At 71.6% G+C, this 12401-nt stretch carries 11 protein-coding genes; 7 read left to right on the forward strand and 4 right to left on the reverse strand.

The window, feature by feature from the left end:
- Positions 1 to 2: 2 nt before the first annotated feature.
- The gene (locus tag WMF20_RS50090) at positions 3 to 653 is read right to left on the reverse strand and encodes a glutathione S-transferase family protein (protein WP_129580880.1); all 651 of its coding nucleotides are present in this window, start codon (positions 651 to 653) and stop codon (positions 3 to 5) included.
- 73 nt (positions 654 to 726) lie between these two features.
- Entirely contained in the window at positions 727 to 1707 is a 981-nt protein-coding gene (locus WMF20_RS50095) for a hypothetical protein (protein ID WP_437609262.1), read from the reverse strand.
- A 684-nt stretch (positions 1708 to 2391) separates the two neighbouring features.
- On the opposite strand from WMF20_RS50095, the gene WMF20_RS50100 reads away from it, so the two are divergent.
- Together WMF20_RS50100 and WMF20_RS50105 are read left to right on the forward strand one after the other, a co-directional pair.
- Complete coding sequence (locus WMF20_RS50100; RefSeq protein WP_437609264.1) at positions 2392 to 3891, forward strand: ferritin-like domain-containing protein; 1500 nt, start codon at positions 2392 to 2394, stop codon at positions 3889 to 3891.
- 301 nt (positions 3892 to 4192) lie between these two features.
- A complete protein-coding gene (locus WMF20_RS50105; protein WP_437609266.1) occupies positions 4193 to 5326 on the forward strand; it encodes an STAS domain-containing protein in 1134 nt (377 codons plus the stop codon).
- Here WMF20_RS50105 and WMF20_RS50110 read toward each other — a convergent pair.
- Positions 5323 to 5517, reverse strand: a complete 195-nt coding sequence (locus WMF20_RS50110) for a hypothetical protein (protein ID WP_165374602.1) — start codon at positions 5515 to 5517, stop codon at positions 5323 to 5325. The two genes, WMF20_RS50105 and WMF20_RS50110, sit on opposite strands and share 4 nt — an antisense overlap.
- Positions 5518 to 5555: 38 nt before the next feature.
- Between WMF20_RS50110 and WMF20_RS50115 the strand changes: the two genes are divergently transcribed.
- Positions 5556 to 6461, forward strand: a complete 906-nt coding sequence (locus WMF20_RS50115) for a DUF4142 domain-containing protein (RefSeq protein ID WP_437609268.1) — start codon at positions 5556 to 5558, stop codon at positions 6459 to 6461.
- Between the two features lie 526 nt (positions 6462 to 6987).
- Here the strand turns inward: WMF20_RS50115 and WMF20_RS50120 are convergent.
- Positions 6988 to 8430: an aldehyde dehydrogenase family protein gene (locus tag WMF20_RS50120; protein ID WP_437609270.1), complete on the reverse strand. Its 1443-nt coding sequence runs from the start codon at positions 8428 to 8430 to the stop codon at positions 6988 to 6990.
- A gap of 81 nt (positions 8431 to 8511) precedes the next feature.
- Here WMF20_RS50120 and WMF20_RS50125 point away from each other — a divergent pair, with 81 nt between their 5' ends.
- The 4 genes from WMF20_RS50125 to WMF20_RS50140 all read left to right on the forward strand — a co-directional run bounded on the left by WMF20_RS50125 (position 8512) and on the right by WMF20_RS50140 (position 12240).
- Positions 8512 to 9933, forward strand: a complete 1422-nt coding sequence (locus WMF20_RS50125; RefSeq protein WP_437609272.1) for an aminotransferase class III-fold pyridoxal phosphate-dependent enzyme — start codon at positions 8512 to 8514, stop codon at positions 9931 to 9933.
- Complete coding sequence (locus WMF20_RS50130) at positions 9930 to 10913, forward strand: hypothetical protein (protein WP_129580894.1); 984 nt, start codon at positions 9930 to 9932, stop codon at positions 10911 to 10913. Before WMF20_RS50125 ends, WMF20_RS50130 begins: the two co-directional genes overlap by 4 nt.
- A 94-nt stretch (positions 10914 to 11007) precedes the next feature.
- Entirely contained in the window at positions 11008 to 11451 is a 444-nt protein-coding gene (locus WMF20_RS50135) for a hypothetical protein (protein WP_129580895.1), read from the forward strand.
- Between the two features lie 9 nt (positions 11452 to 11460).
- Complete coding sequence (locus tag WMF20_RS50140; protein ID WP_437609275.1) at positions 11461 to 12240, forward strand: hypothetical protein; 780 nt, start codon at positions 11461 to 11463, stop codon at positions 12238 to 12240.
- Positions 12241 to 12401: the final 161 nt, after the last annotated feature.

A 12401-nucleotide genomic window follows, 5' to 3' on the forward strand; every position in this document is an offset into this window, starting at 1 on the left:
GCTCAGCCGAGGTCGGCGACCGCGTCGCCGCCCGCCTCGGTCCAGCTGTCGCGGCTGCGCAGCCGCTCGCGGTAGGCGATCACCTTCGGCCAGCGCCCGGCGTCGTCGAGGTGCGAGCCGCGGAGCAGCGAGAGGGCGGCGCCCACGGAGCAGTCCGCGAGCGACATGGAGCTCTTGAGCAGGTACTGGTCCTCGAGCTCCGCCTCGAGCAGATCGAGCGAGCGCGTCGCCTCGTCGCTGGCCCGCTTGACGACCGCCTCGGCGAGGGCGGGGAGGCCTGTCTTCGGCGCGACGACGTTGGTCCACCAGATCGCGCTGCAGTGCGGGGTCAGGTGCGCGCTGTCGAAGAACAGCCACTGGAGCGCCCTGGCCTCGGACGTCGGCACGTCGGGCCAGCGCGTCGTCCCGTGCGTGCGGCCGAGGTAGGCGATGATGGCGTTCGACTCCCGGAGCACGAGCGGTCCGTCCTCGAGGACGGGCACCTTCCGGTGCGGGTTCAGCCGGGCGAACGCCTCGGCGCGCTGCTCGCCTCGAAACAGGTCGACCTCGACCGGCTCGTACGCGAGCCCGAGCTCGGCGAGGGCGAGCCGCACCTTGAGCGCGTTGGGCGAGTGGCGGAACGTGTAGAGGCGCATGAGGGCGCAGTAGCGCATGCGGCCGGCGGGCGCGAGCGGCCGCGGTGGAGGGGATGAGGTGCGGGCGGGGAAGCGTGAGCGTCTGGCCGGATCAGGCGATGCCGGCGACGGGCGGCTCGACGGGAGCGGGCTCGGGCTTCACGGGGCCGGCATCCGGCTTCTTGTCGGGCCGAGGGGACGCGTGCGTGGCGCGCGTCGCCGTGTACAGATTGGGGAATCGGCCTTCGGGATCGTCATAATAGAAGAGGAACCGGCCAATGCGGACGGCTTCGTCGTAATGGCGGAAGAGCAGCTTGGCGGCGCGCGCCTGGTAGCCTTTCCAGAGCATCTGTTCGGGCGTCGACGTGGCGCCGAGCAGGCGCAGGATCTGCTCCGCGAGGGCGCTCGCGTCCTGCTCGTCCTCGCTGCGGAAGTTCCTTTTATCGTCCTGGATGGCGTCGCGGTGCTTGCGGTACATATCGGCGGCGCCCGACAGGTCGTTGGCGAGGTCGAGGTGGCCGCTGCCCGCGCGCAGGTGCGCGAGCTGGGCGGTGGCCTCCGCGTCGCCGTCGAGGTGGTATTCGAGCGTCTTCAGCATGCGCGCGCGCATCTCGTAGGCGCGCTCGACGAGGGTGGCCGGGAGCGCCGCCCCGGAGTGCGTGGCCGAGGTGAGGAGGAGCTTGTGCCGGGCGAACCAGGTCGCCCAGGCGACGCTCTCGAGCCCGTCGATGAGCGCGGCGTCGAGCGCGCCCGCCGCGGCGATGGCCGCGATGCGCTGGCGCAGTTCGGGCGCGGCGAGCGTCTGGGCCACGCCGATGGCCTGCACGGCGGCTGCCTGGAGATCGATCCGCGGCGTGTCCAGCCCGGCGAGCGGTATCGCGTCCAGGTCGGGCTTCACGCGCTGGAAGGCCGCCTCCGCGATATGGAGCTGGGTGGGCTCGACGGCGGGTGTCCCTGATTTGTTCGGGTTCTTGGGTTTGGACATGGACGCAAGGACTAAGTCGCGCCGGCGAGAATGCCGCGAGCGAGCACGAAAAGGACGCGATTCATGAATATCGTCGTGCGGTTGCAGGATGGCGGGGGGAGGTCGCACGGGGGGTCGCCGCAGGTGGTGCAGGACGTTGCGGGAAGCGCGCGGGGCTTCGCCGCAGGTGGTGCAGGACGTTGCGGGAAGCGCGCGGGGCTTCGCCGCAGGTGGTGCAGGACGTTGCGGGAAGTGCGCGGGGCTTCGCCGCAGGTGGTGCAGGACGCTGCGGCAAGCGCGCGGGGCTTAGCGGCGGGTGGTGCAGGACGCTGCGGGAAGTGCACGGGGCTTCGCCGCAGGTGGTGCAGGACGTTGCGGGAAGTGCGCGGGGCTTCGCCGCAGGTGGTGCAGGACTCGTCGCTGGTCCCTTCGGTCGACGAGCCGCGCTTTCAGGAGCCAGCGATGCGCGCGCCTCTGCCGAATACGAAAGCCGCGAGACCACCAAGGCACACAGGGCGGCAGGCTGACGGCAAGAGATGATCCGGCTCTCGCTCGCATTGCTCTCCCGAGAACACCGATCGCGTCGAAATCCGTCGAAAATCGATTCATGGGAAGAGGACCGCAAGGGCGCAAGGGACGCAAGGGGAAGAGAAGAATGCAAATTTATCTCTGTCCCGTTGCGCCCCTTGCGCCCTTGCGGTCTCTCCTCTTGCTGCATGCCGTGCGCTTCGACGTCCTCGGCGTCCACCGCACCTCTCGCCGCGCCGTGCGCCCGACCGCCGGCCGCTCGCGCCGCTCTGCTACCTTCCCGGCATGGACCGCCACCGCTCGCTCCGCATGACCCTCCTCCTCGCCGCCGGCGCCGCCGGCTGCTCCAGCGCGAAGAGCCGCGACATCGCGGTCGTCACGCTCGCCGAGCCGCAGGCCACGGGGGACGACGCCGGCGCCGCGGACGACCCGGCGGCGCCCGCGCCCCGGCCGCAGCGCAGCGCGGGCTGGGTGCAGGAAGCAGACGGCACCGTGCACCGCGCGTCGCCGGTCCGCTGCGACGCGACCATCGCGCAGCGCGCGTGCGCCGGCACCGAGCGATCATTCCAATGCAAGACCGACGCCGACTGCACGGAGGGCCCCCGCGGCAGGTGCGTGAGCTCCTTCGGGCAGATCGGCGCCTATTGCGGCTGCGAGTACGCCTGCGAGACCGACGCCGAGTGCGGCGCGTCCGAGGTGTGCGTGTGCAAGGGGACCGGCGCGCTCCGAGAGGAGCACGCCGTCTGCGCGAAGGCCCTCTGCTCGGTCGACGCGGATTGCCCCGGCAGCACCTGCGGCCTGTCGGCGTACTTCAACGGGTGCTGGGAGCAGGTCACGCTCGCCTGCCGGACCAAGGACGACGCCTGCCAGAGCGACGCCGACTGCGCGTCCGACGCGAACCCGGGCGCCGCCTGCGTCGTCCCCGACATCGAGGGAGAGAGCGCGCGCTGGGAGTGCGCCGGGATCTCCTGCGCCATCGGCCGCCCCCTCGTCGTCGAGGGAGCGCCGCGCGCCGCGCAGCGCGCCGCGCGCGACGACTGGCGCGCGCCCGCGGCGCCCGCGGAGCTCGACGTCGCGTCCCTCCCGCCCGAGGTGCGCGAGCGCGCCGCGGCGCACTACGCCGCCGTCGCCGCGCTCGAGCACGCGTCGATCGCGAGCTTCGCCCGCTTCTCCCTGCAGCTCCTCGCGCTCGGCGCGCCGGCCGCCCTCGTCGGCGAGGCGCACCGCGCCGCGCTCGACGAGCTGGAGCACGCGCGCCTCGCCTACGACATCGCCTCGCGCCTCGCGGGCCGGGCGCTCGGCCCGGGGCCGCTGCTCGAGGCGGCCACGGCGCCCGTCGGCGCCGCGGTCGCGGAGGTGGTGGAGGCGCTCGTCGAGGAGGGCTGCGTCGGCGAGACGCTGGGCGCCGCCGAGGGCCGGGAGCTCTCGCGGATCGCCGCGGACCCCGCGCTCGCGGCCGCGCTCGCGCGCATCGCCGCCGACGAGGAGCGGCACGCGGCGCTCTCGTGGCGGGCGCTGTCGTGGATGCTCGCGACGTTCGGCGAGCCGGCGCGCGCCGCGGCGGAGCGGGCGTTCTCCCGCGCCGCCGCGCGGTTCGCGGTCGACCCGGCGCCGGGGCTCCCCGCGCACGAGGCGCTCGGCCTGCTCCCCGCGCCCACGCTCGGGGCCCTGCGCCGCGAGGTGCTCGCCGAGGTCGTCGCCCCCTGCCGCGCGGCGCTCCCGGGGCTCCTGCGCGACAACGCTCCTGCCGCCCCGTCGAGCTCGCCGCGAGGCGCCTCGACCTGAGTGACGGCAAGCGCGCGCCGCCGCAACGGAAGCACGGAAGCTCCGATGACCCGCGCCCGCGGAGACACATCCTGAGTCGCCTGACAGCGCTGTAGCCCGAGCGACGATGTCGCATCCGCGATGACAGACGGAGCGCGGACTGGCGAAGAGGCGCTCGCGTCGCCCGAGCGAACGCGCTTCTCAAGCGAGACGGGGCTCTGCTACAACCCGACCTCGACGCTCGCGTGCGCTGGGAGGGAACGTGGCGGACCAGGGATCATCCAAGGATTCACTTCAAGCATTCTTCGCTTCCTGCCCGGACATGCTGTTCGTCGCGGGACCGGACGGCAGCCTGCAGCAGGTCAGCGGAGCGCTGCGGCGCACCCTGGGGCCGACGGCGGCGCCTGGGGCGACGCTCGCCTCGCTCGTCGCCGAGGCCGATCGGGAGCCGCTCGCGGCGGCCTGGTCACGGCTGCAGCAGCGCGTGGAGCCGCTCCGGCTCGCCCTGCGCTTCCGCGACGCGCGCGGCGCCGAGCACGCCCTGACGTGCAGCGCGACCCTGTCGCCCGACGGCGACGCGATCTACGGCTCGCTCCAGGGCGCGCCCGCGCCGGAGGCGAGCCGGTCGCTCAAGGAGCGCATCCTGGATCAGGTGGTCGCTCACCTCCCCATCGCGCTCTGGGCGGTCGATCGCGAGGGCAGGTTCGGCTACCAGGACGGCAGGGCGCTCGAGAAGCTCTGCCTCGCGCCGCACCAGTGCGACGGCGTGAGCCTCTTCGAGGCGCAGGAGGGCAGCGAGCTCGCCGGCGAGGTGAAGCGAGCGCTCGCCGGGGAGCCGATCCATACCTGCGATGAGGTGCAGGGCGCTCACTGGGACAGCTGGGTCGTCCCGCTCCGCGGCGGCGACGGCGAGGTCGAGGGGGCGGTCGGGGTGGCGCTCGACATCTCGCCGGCGAAATCCGCCGAGGAGGAGCTCCGCTCGCGGCTGCGGCAGATCGAGAAGCAGCAGGAGGTGATCCGCAATCTCTCGACGCCGATCATCGAGGTGTGGAGCGGGGTGCTCACCCTGCCGATGGTCGGCATCGTGGACAGCGTGCGGACCGCCGACGTGATGGACAGCGTGCTCCAGCGCATCGTCGAGCAGCAGGCGCGCTTCGCCATCCTGGACCTCACCGGCGTCGAGATGGTGGACACGCGGGTGGCGAGCCACCTGATCGAGCTCGTGACGGCGATCCGGCTCCTCGGCGCGGAGGGGATCGTGGCCGGCATCAAGCCGAACGTGGCCCAGACGATGGTCGCGCTCGGGCTCGATCTCTCGCAGATCGTCACGCAGCGGAACCTGCGGGCCGCCCTCAGCTACTGCATCCGGAAGATGAACCCGCCGCAACTCACGCCCTCGCCGAGCCCCGCGCTGGCGAGCGCCAAGCAGAGCTCCGGGGCCGCGGAACGCGGTTAGAGCACGGTTGTGCGTGCCGGGATCACCCATTCGGCGAATTCGGCATCCTGTGGGATGAACGGCGCGGCTCTCGAAGCGGCTTCCAAAGCAGATTCGCCACGGCCGTAGCAAGTTGCCACAGGTTGGGCGGCAACCGTCGTGAGGATTTCCGGGGAAAACGTGGTGTCGTCCTGTGCACCGATCTTGCACACGGCCCGGCACCTGAACACACCTGAGGAGGTCCTTATCTATGGTCGTATCGCGCAACGTTCTCGTCTTGGCGTTCGGTCTTGCTCTCGGCGCCGGTTGCTCCAACCAGCCCGCGGCGAGCGACCCGAGCACGGTGAACGCACCGCCGCCGCCGGCCCCGACCCCGGCTCCGACCACGCCGCCGGAGACGGCGCCGGCCCCTCCGCCGAGCGCTGACGCGCAGGCGGGGACGACGCAGCCGGATGCCACCACGAGCACGACGCCGAGCGCGCCTGCCGAGGCGCCGCTCACCGACGAGCAGATCGTCGCCGTGCTCGACGCCGCGAACAAGAAGGAGATCGACGAGGCGCAGCTCGCGCAGACCAAGGCCAAGAACAAGGACGTGAAGGCGTACGCCAGGGTCATCGTCCAGCACCACAACGACGCGAAGGCGAAGCAGGCCAAGCTGGTCAAGAAGCTCGGCATCGCGGCGGCCGAGTCGGACAAGAGCAAGCAGCTCGCCACCGACACGCAGCAGGCTGTCGAGCAGCTGAAGGCGCTCCAGGGCGCCGATTTCGATCAGCAGTTCGTGCAGATCATGGTCAAGGACCACCAGACGACGCTCGACCTCATCGACCGGCGCATCCTGCAGGACGCGAAGAACGCCGACCTGAAGGCGCTGCTCGAGAAGGATCTCCGGCCGACGATCGAGAAGCACCTGAAGGACGCGGAGGCGCTCGCGCAGAAGCTCGGCCCCGCGGGGGCGACCGGCGCGATGGGCGCTGGCGCCCAGGGGGCCGCGAGCGGCGGCCAGCACGCCGCCGGCGCGCAGTCGGGGCACCAGGCCGGCCAGACCGGCGTGACGGCGGGGAGCCCGGGCGGCCAGGGCGGCGTGCAGCCGCCGGCGGCGACCCCGGCCGCCGGCGCCGGCGCCGGCATGAAGGGGGCCTCGGCCGGGACGAAGTAGTCCCCGCGGCCCACGGCGTCGCGAAGGTGGGCGCGCGGCGTCGATCGCGCGCCCCGGGTGGCGATTGAAGAGACGCGCGCAGCGGGTCCATCGACCGGCTGCGCGCGTCGCCGTTTCTGCGGTATCGGCCCGGAGCGGACTCGATGTCGAATCACCTGGACAACGAGACGTGAGAGGAGAATTCCTCTCCACATCGACGTCCACCCACCAAGAATCCGGCCAGGGATCCGGAGAGAGTCCAACGCAAAGGGGCAAAAAGAACAAATGTTATGCGTCTTTACGTTGAAATTCTCTTCGCTCGCGAGGCAGACCCTGGCGGGATCTCCGCCCCGCGGTACTAAACGACGATCACGTTGAAATTCGGCGAACATCGATTCATGAGAAGAGGACCGCCAGGGCGCAAGGGACGCAGGGGAAGAGAAGAATACAACTCCATCTCTGTCCGGTTGCGCCTCTTGCGCCCTTGCGGTCTCTCCTCTCTAGGTGGCTTCTCTCAGGAGAGCTCTGGCGACGCCGCCCCCTCGGCTCAGCCCAGGGCCACCCAGACCGACTTGAGCTGCGTGAGCTCGTCAAGCACCGCCCGCCCGTTCTCCCGCCCGAAGCCGGACTGCTTGTATCCGCCGTACGGGCTCGCCGCGTCGAACCGGTTGTACGTGTTGATCCAGATCGTCCCCGCCGCGAGCCGCCCCGCCAGCGCGTGCGCCTTGCCCACGTCGCGCGTCCAGATGCCCGCCGCCAGGCCGTACTCGGTCGCGTTCGCGACGCGCGCCGCCTCCTCCACGTCGTCGAAGGGGATGACCGCCAGCACCGGGCCGAAGATCTCCTCGCGGGCGATGCTCATCGACGGCGACACCGCCGAGAACACCGTCGGCTCCACGAAGAACCCCGGCCCCTCGCGGCGACCGCCGATCTCGCGGCGCGCCCCCTCGGCCGCGCCCCGATCGATGTAGCCGAGCACCTTCGTGAAGTGCGCCTCGGAGACGAGGGGGCCCATCTGCGTCGACGGATCGAGCGGATCGCCCGACACGAGCCGGCGCGCGCCGCTCGTGACCGTCTCCAGCACGCGATCGTGCACCGACCGCTCCACGAGGAGCCGGCTCCCCGCCGTGCAGAGCTCGCCCTGGTTGTAGAAGATGGCCGTCACCGCCGCCTTCGCCGCGCTCTCGACGTCCGCGTCCGCGAAGACGATGTTCGGGCTCTTGCCGCCGAGCTCCAGCGACAGCTTCTTCAGCGTGCCCGCCGCCGCGCGCATGATCGTCCGGCCCGTCTCCGTGCCGCCCGTGAACGAGATCTTCGCGACACCAGGGTGCTCCACGAGCGCCGCGCCCGCCTCCTCGCCGTGCCCCGTGACCACGTTGACGACGCCCGGCGGCACCCCCGCCTCCGCGAGGATGCGCGCGAGCTCCAGCGTCGTCAGGCTCGCCTCCTCCGGCGGCTTGACGACCACCGTGTTGCCCACCGCTAGCGCCGGCGCCACCTTCCGCGCCGCGAGCAGCAGCGGGAAATTCCACGGGATGATCGCGCCGATGACGCCGAGCGGCTCGCGCACCGTGTAGTTCAGGAACGGGCCGCGCACCGGGATCGTCTCGCCGCCGAGCTTCGTCGCCCACCCGGAGAAATAGAAGAACGTGTCCGCCGTCCGCGGCACGTCGATCGTCCGCGCCGCCGTGATCGGCTTGCCCGTGTCCACGGCCTCGAGGCGCGCGAGCTCCTCGCACCGCGCGAGGATCAGCTCCCCGGCCTTCCACAGGATGCGCGCGCGCTCGTTCGGATCCATCGCCGCCCAGCGCGGAAACGCCGCGCGCGCGGACGCGACGGCGGCGTCGACGTCCTCCCGCCGGCCGCGGGCGAGCTGCGCGAGCGCCCCGCCGGTCGCGGGGTTCGCGGTCTCGAACGTCTCGCCGGAGAGGGCCTCCCTGTCGGCGTTGTCGATCCAGAGCTTCTTCACCGTCTCGCGCGTCTCGGGCATGCCCTCGTCGTAAACCCGCGCACCCGGGCGCGGCAAGCGGCGATGACACGGGCCCTGCCGTGCGGGATACTCGCCCTGCCCATGGACTTCTCCGACCGCCCCACGCTGCCGTCCGTCCCTCCGCGAAGAGTCGTCACCGAGCTGCCGGGGCCGAAGGCCCGCGCCTTCATGGCCCGCGGCGGCTTCGACATGCAGTCGCGCTACCGCGCCGTCGTGATGGACGACTCCGCGAGCCGGGGGTGCTCGCTGGTCGACGTGGACGGCAACGTGTTCCTCGACCTGTTCGCGAACTTCGCGCTCGGCGCGCTCGGCTACAACCACCCCGCGCTCGTCGAGGCGGCCCACGGCGAGGCGTTCATCCGCGCCGTCGCGAACCCGACGTCGACGCCGTTCGTGACGACGCCGGCGTGGTTCGAGTTCGTGGAGGCGCTCGAGCAGCGGTACGCCCCGCGCGGCATGGCGCGCGTCTTCTGCGTGGACGCGGGGGGCGAGGGCGTCGAGTCGGCGCTCAAGGCGGCGTTCATCCGGCACGGCGAGCGCCGCCGGGAGGCCGCCGGCCTGCCGAGGAACCCGCTGGAGCTGCCGGAGGAGCAGCAGCAGCGCATCCTCGACAACGCGGGGACCGACGCGGTGGTCGTGTCGTTCTCCGGCGCGTTCCACGGCCGCGGCCTCGGGCCGATGTCGGCGACGCACTCCAAGGTCATCCACAAGGCCGACCTGCCCGCGTTCCCGTGGCCCACGGCGCCCTTCCCCGCGAGCCGCTTCCCGCTCGCGCGCTTCGCCGACCAGAACGACCGCGCCGAGGTCGAGGCGCTCGCCGCCCTGGAGCGGATCCTCGACGCGCACCAGGGCAGGGTGGCCGCCGTGATCGTCGAGCCCGTGCAGTCCGAGGGCGGCGACCGGCACGCGAGCTCGGTCTTCTTCCGCCGCGCGCAGGAGCTCGCCGGCAAGGCGGGCGCGGCGTTCATCCTGGACGAGGTGCAGACGGGCCTCGGGATCAGCGGCACGCTGTGGGCGCACGAGCAGCTCGACCTGCCGCGCCCGCCCGATCTGATGTGCTTCGGCAAGAAGATGCAGATGGGCGGGTTCTTCGCGACGTCGGCGTACGACGTCGCGCAGTTCGGGCGCATGTACCAGACGCGCAACGGCGACCGCGCGCGGGCCGCGGTCGCGCTGGCGACGCTCCGCGCGATCGAGTCCGAGCAGCTGCTCGCCAACGTGCGCGCGACGGGCCGCCACTTCCTCGCGCGGCTCGAGGAGCTCTGCGAGCGCTACCCCGCGCTCGCGACAGAGCCGCGCGGCCGCGGCTTCCTGCTCGCGTTCGACCTGCCGACGACCGCGGCGCGCGACGACTTCCTCGCGCGCGCGCTCCGCCGCGGGGTGTTCGCGAGCTACACGGGGACGCGCTCGGTGCGGCTCCGGCCGCACCTCATCACGACGACCGCGGACGTCGACGAGGCGGCCTCGGTGTTCGACGCCGTGCTGCGCGAGATGGCCGGATGATCGTCGACCCGCGCGACGTGCGCCCGGGGGAGGGGCCGGAGAAGGTCGCGTGGGCGCTCGCGCGGTTCTCGGTGGACGAGGCGCGGGACGAGGCGGCGTTCGACGAGGGCTACCGGGCGCTCGACGAGGTCTTCGGGCCGAAGGGCGAGCTCGAGCGGCGCGAGGTGCTCGCGGCGTGGTTCGCCGGGCGGCACACGGACCCGGCGGCGCCGATCGAGGCGAGGTACCACATGCTGCTCGCGCGCAGCGTGGACGACGGGCGCCTCGCCGGCGTGCGCGACGGCTACGTCACGCTCGATCGCGCCGCGCGGCGCTGCGTGATGCTGCTCTCGCACGCCCTCGTCCTGCCGGCGTACCGCCGCACCGGCCTCGCCGCCCTGCTGCGCGCGGCGCCGGTCGCGCTCGCGCGCCGCGCGCTCGAGGGCGCGGGGCTCGGCGGCGGCGGCGCGGAGGTGATGCTCGCCGCCGAGATGGAGGCCGTCGACCCGGACGACCGCGACTCGGTGGTGCGGCTCATCGCCTATGGCCGCGCGGGGTTCGCGATCGTCCCGCCGGCGGTGCTCCCGTACGCGCAGCCCGACTTCCGCGACGTCGCGGCGCTCGGCGTGGCGCCGGTGCCGCTGCCGCTGCTCGCGGTGGTGCGCCAGGTCGGCGAGGAGGGGCGCGACGACATCCCGCGCGCCCGGGCCGCGTCGTTCCTGCGCCACTACCAGGCCGTCCACGCCGCCGAGGTGAGCCAGGGCGAGCTCGCGCCGATCCGCGAGAACGCGCTCGCGCGCCTCGCGGCCTTCCCGGGCGAGCGCGTGCCCCTGATCCGGATCCCGCGCGGTCCGGCCGAGATCGCCGGCTTCGCGCCGGTGCTCCGGAGCGCGGTGATGCCGCTGTTCCCGCCGGCGTGGCGCGGCAAGGCGCCGCTCGACGCGCCGGACCGGGAGCTCGAGCGGCTCGTCGCCGCGTGGGCCGGCGGAGGAGAGCGATAACGCTGGCGGCGCCGCGGCGAGCCTCGACGAGCGCGCGCGCTCTTCCAGCCGTGGTGTTCTTGATGGGACAGCGCCATCGTGCTAACTGCCTGGAATGGCGCGCACCTTCATCGCATCCGACCCGCGCTCGGGCAAGCACGAGGCATTGATCGAGGTGCGACCCGACCTGCTCGACGGGGCGGCTCCTGCCGACATCGAACGGTTCAAGCACCGGCTCTACGAGCGTCACATTCACGCGGGCCTGCTCATCACGCCTCGAGTTGCGCATTTCATTTGCGACTCGTTTACATCCGTTGAATTTTCCAGCGAGTCATACGACGTCAAGGTGCTACCGACTGGCAAGCTGTTCAGTCGAATCGATAATGACGTCGAGCATGGCGAAGGGCTCTACGTTCAGGTCAGGCGGTGGCTCGAGGCGGTGGGGCGCTCATGGTGGAGCTCTGTGCCGGACGAGGCGCTTGCGATGATGCTCCCTGCCATGATCGGGCTCGCCGAGGCCGACCTCGAGGAGTACGAGGACTTGTCTGACGCAGCGTGACGAAGATTCATGAGCATGTTCTTCGTGTACCTGGAGACAAATTGGCTAGTTTCGTTCATTCTGCCGCACCATCAGTGGAGGGGCGAAGCTCGCTCGCTTCTTGACGCGGCAGAGCGGGGCGAGTGCAAGCTGCGCATCCCAGTCGCCGCATTTCTCGAGGCGCGACATGTGGTTCAGAGGGAGACGGAGGATCATGCCAGGGCGGTGAAGGCCGTGTCCGAAGGTCTATCCGCCGCCGCACGGAACCTGAACGATCCTGCGCTCCTCGCCGTCGCCAGAGACGTCGTCAAGGCGGAGTCATCCTACCACCTTCCCGATCCACAGCGGGAGCTGGAGAATCTGACCGCCAGGTGTAAGTCCTTCATGATTCACCATCCACAAGAGGAGCAAGCGGCGCTGGATGCGCTCCTCCCCAGCGTGGGAATGCGGGGAACCGACGTCGTCGATCTCCACATCATCAGCGCCATCCTGGCCGATCGTGATCTCAATCGCGTGCCAGAGGCAGCCGTGCTTTCCACAAACTCGAAAGAGTTCGATGTCGCTGGCACAACCAGCAAGCTGCCGCGCGACGTGTACTCCAAGCGGCGACTCGTCTATCTGCCCAAATTCAACCTCGCTGGCGCGAAGGCGCTGTGGAAGCGTGATGATGGGCGAGGGTGGCCAACGCCGCAGCCAACGAGCCCCGACCCGCGGCGGAGGGAAGTCCAGAAGCTTCTCTCTGGACTGGATGACAGCCAGATTGATCCCTTGCTCGAGCAACTTCGCAAGCTCGTCTCGCCGCCGTCCTGATGGCGGCCCGCCGCGCCTTGAGGATAGCGAGACGATGAGCCCCATCGTCCGCATGGGGACGTCCCGACCCCTCCAGCTGGGATCAGAGGAGTCGCCCGCCGTTGCATTTCAGCCGGAACGTCGCCCCAAGGGCCGGCACCGAGCGAGCGCGGCTTCGCAGG

Origin of the sequence: Sorangium sp. So ce834, assembly GCF_051521425.1 — a bacterium.
GTDB classification, from domain to species: Bacteria; Myxococcota_A; Polyangia; order Polyangiales; family Polyangiaceae; genus Sorangium; species Sorangium cellulosum_D.

What these genes read in the sequence shown, in the direction of transcription:
- WMF20_RS50090 (WP_129580880.1), bottom strand. Translation starts at nt 653, where the DNA reads ATGCGCTACTGCGCCCTCATGCGCCTCTACACGTTCCGCCACTCGCCC.
- WMF20_RS50100 (WP_437609264.1), top strand. Translation starts at nt 2,392, where the DNA reads ATGGACCGCCACCGCTCGCTCCGCATGACCCTCCTCCTCGCCGCCGGC.
- WMF20_RS50105 (WP_437609266.1), top strand. Translation starts at nt 4,193, where the DNA reads ATGCTGTTCGTCGCGGGACCGGACGGCAGCCTGCAGCAGGTCAGCGGA.
- WMF20_RS50115 (WP_437609268.1), top strand. Translation starts at nt 5,556, where the DNA reads ATGGTCGTATCGCGCAACGTTCTCGTCTTGGCGTTCGGTCTTGCTCTC.
- WMF20_RS50120 (WP_437609270.1), bottom strand. Translation starts at nt 8,430, where the DNA reads ATGCCCGAGACGCGCGAGACGGTGAAGAAGCTCTGGATCGACAACGCC.
- WMF20_RS50125 (WP_437609272.1), top strand. Translation starts at nt 8,512, where the DNA reads ATGGACTTCTCCGACCGCCCCACGCTGCCGTCCGTCCCTCCGCGAAGA.
- WMF20_RS50130 (WP_129580894.1), top strand. Translation starts at nt 9,930, where the DNA reads ATGATCGTCGACCCGCGCGACGTGCGCCCGGGGGAGGGGCCGGAGAAG.
- WMF20_RS50135 (WP_129580895.1), top strand. Translation starts at nt 11,008, where the DNA reads ATGGCGCGCACCTTCATCGCATCCGACCCGCGCTCGGGCAAGCACGAG.
- WMF20_RS50140 (WP_437609275.1), top strand. Translation starts at nt 11,461, where the DNA reads ATGAGCATGTTCTTCGTGTACCTGGAGACAAATTGGCTAGTTTCGTTC.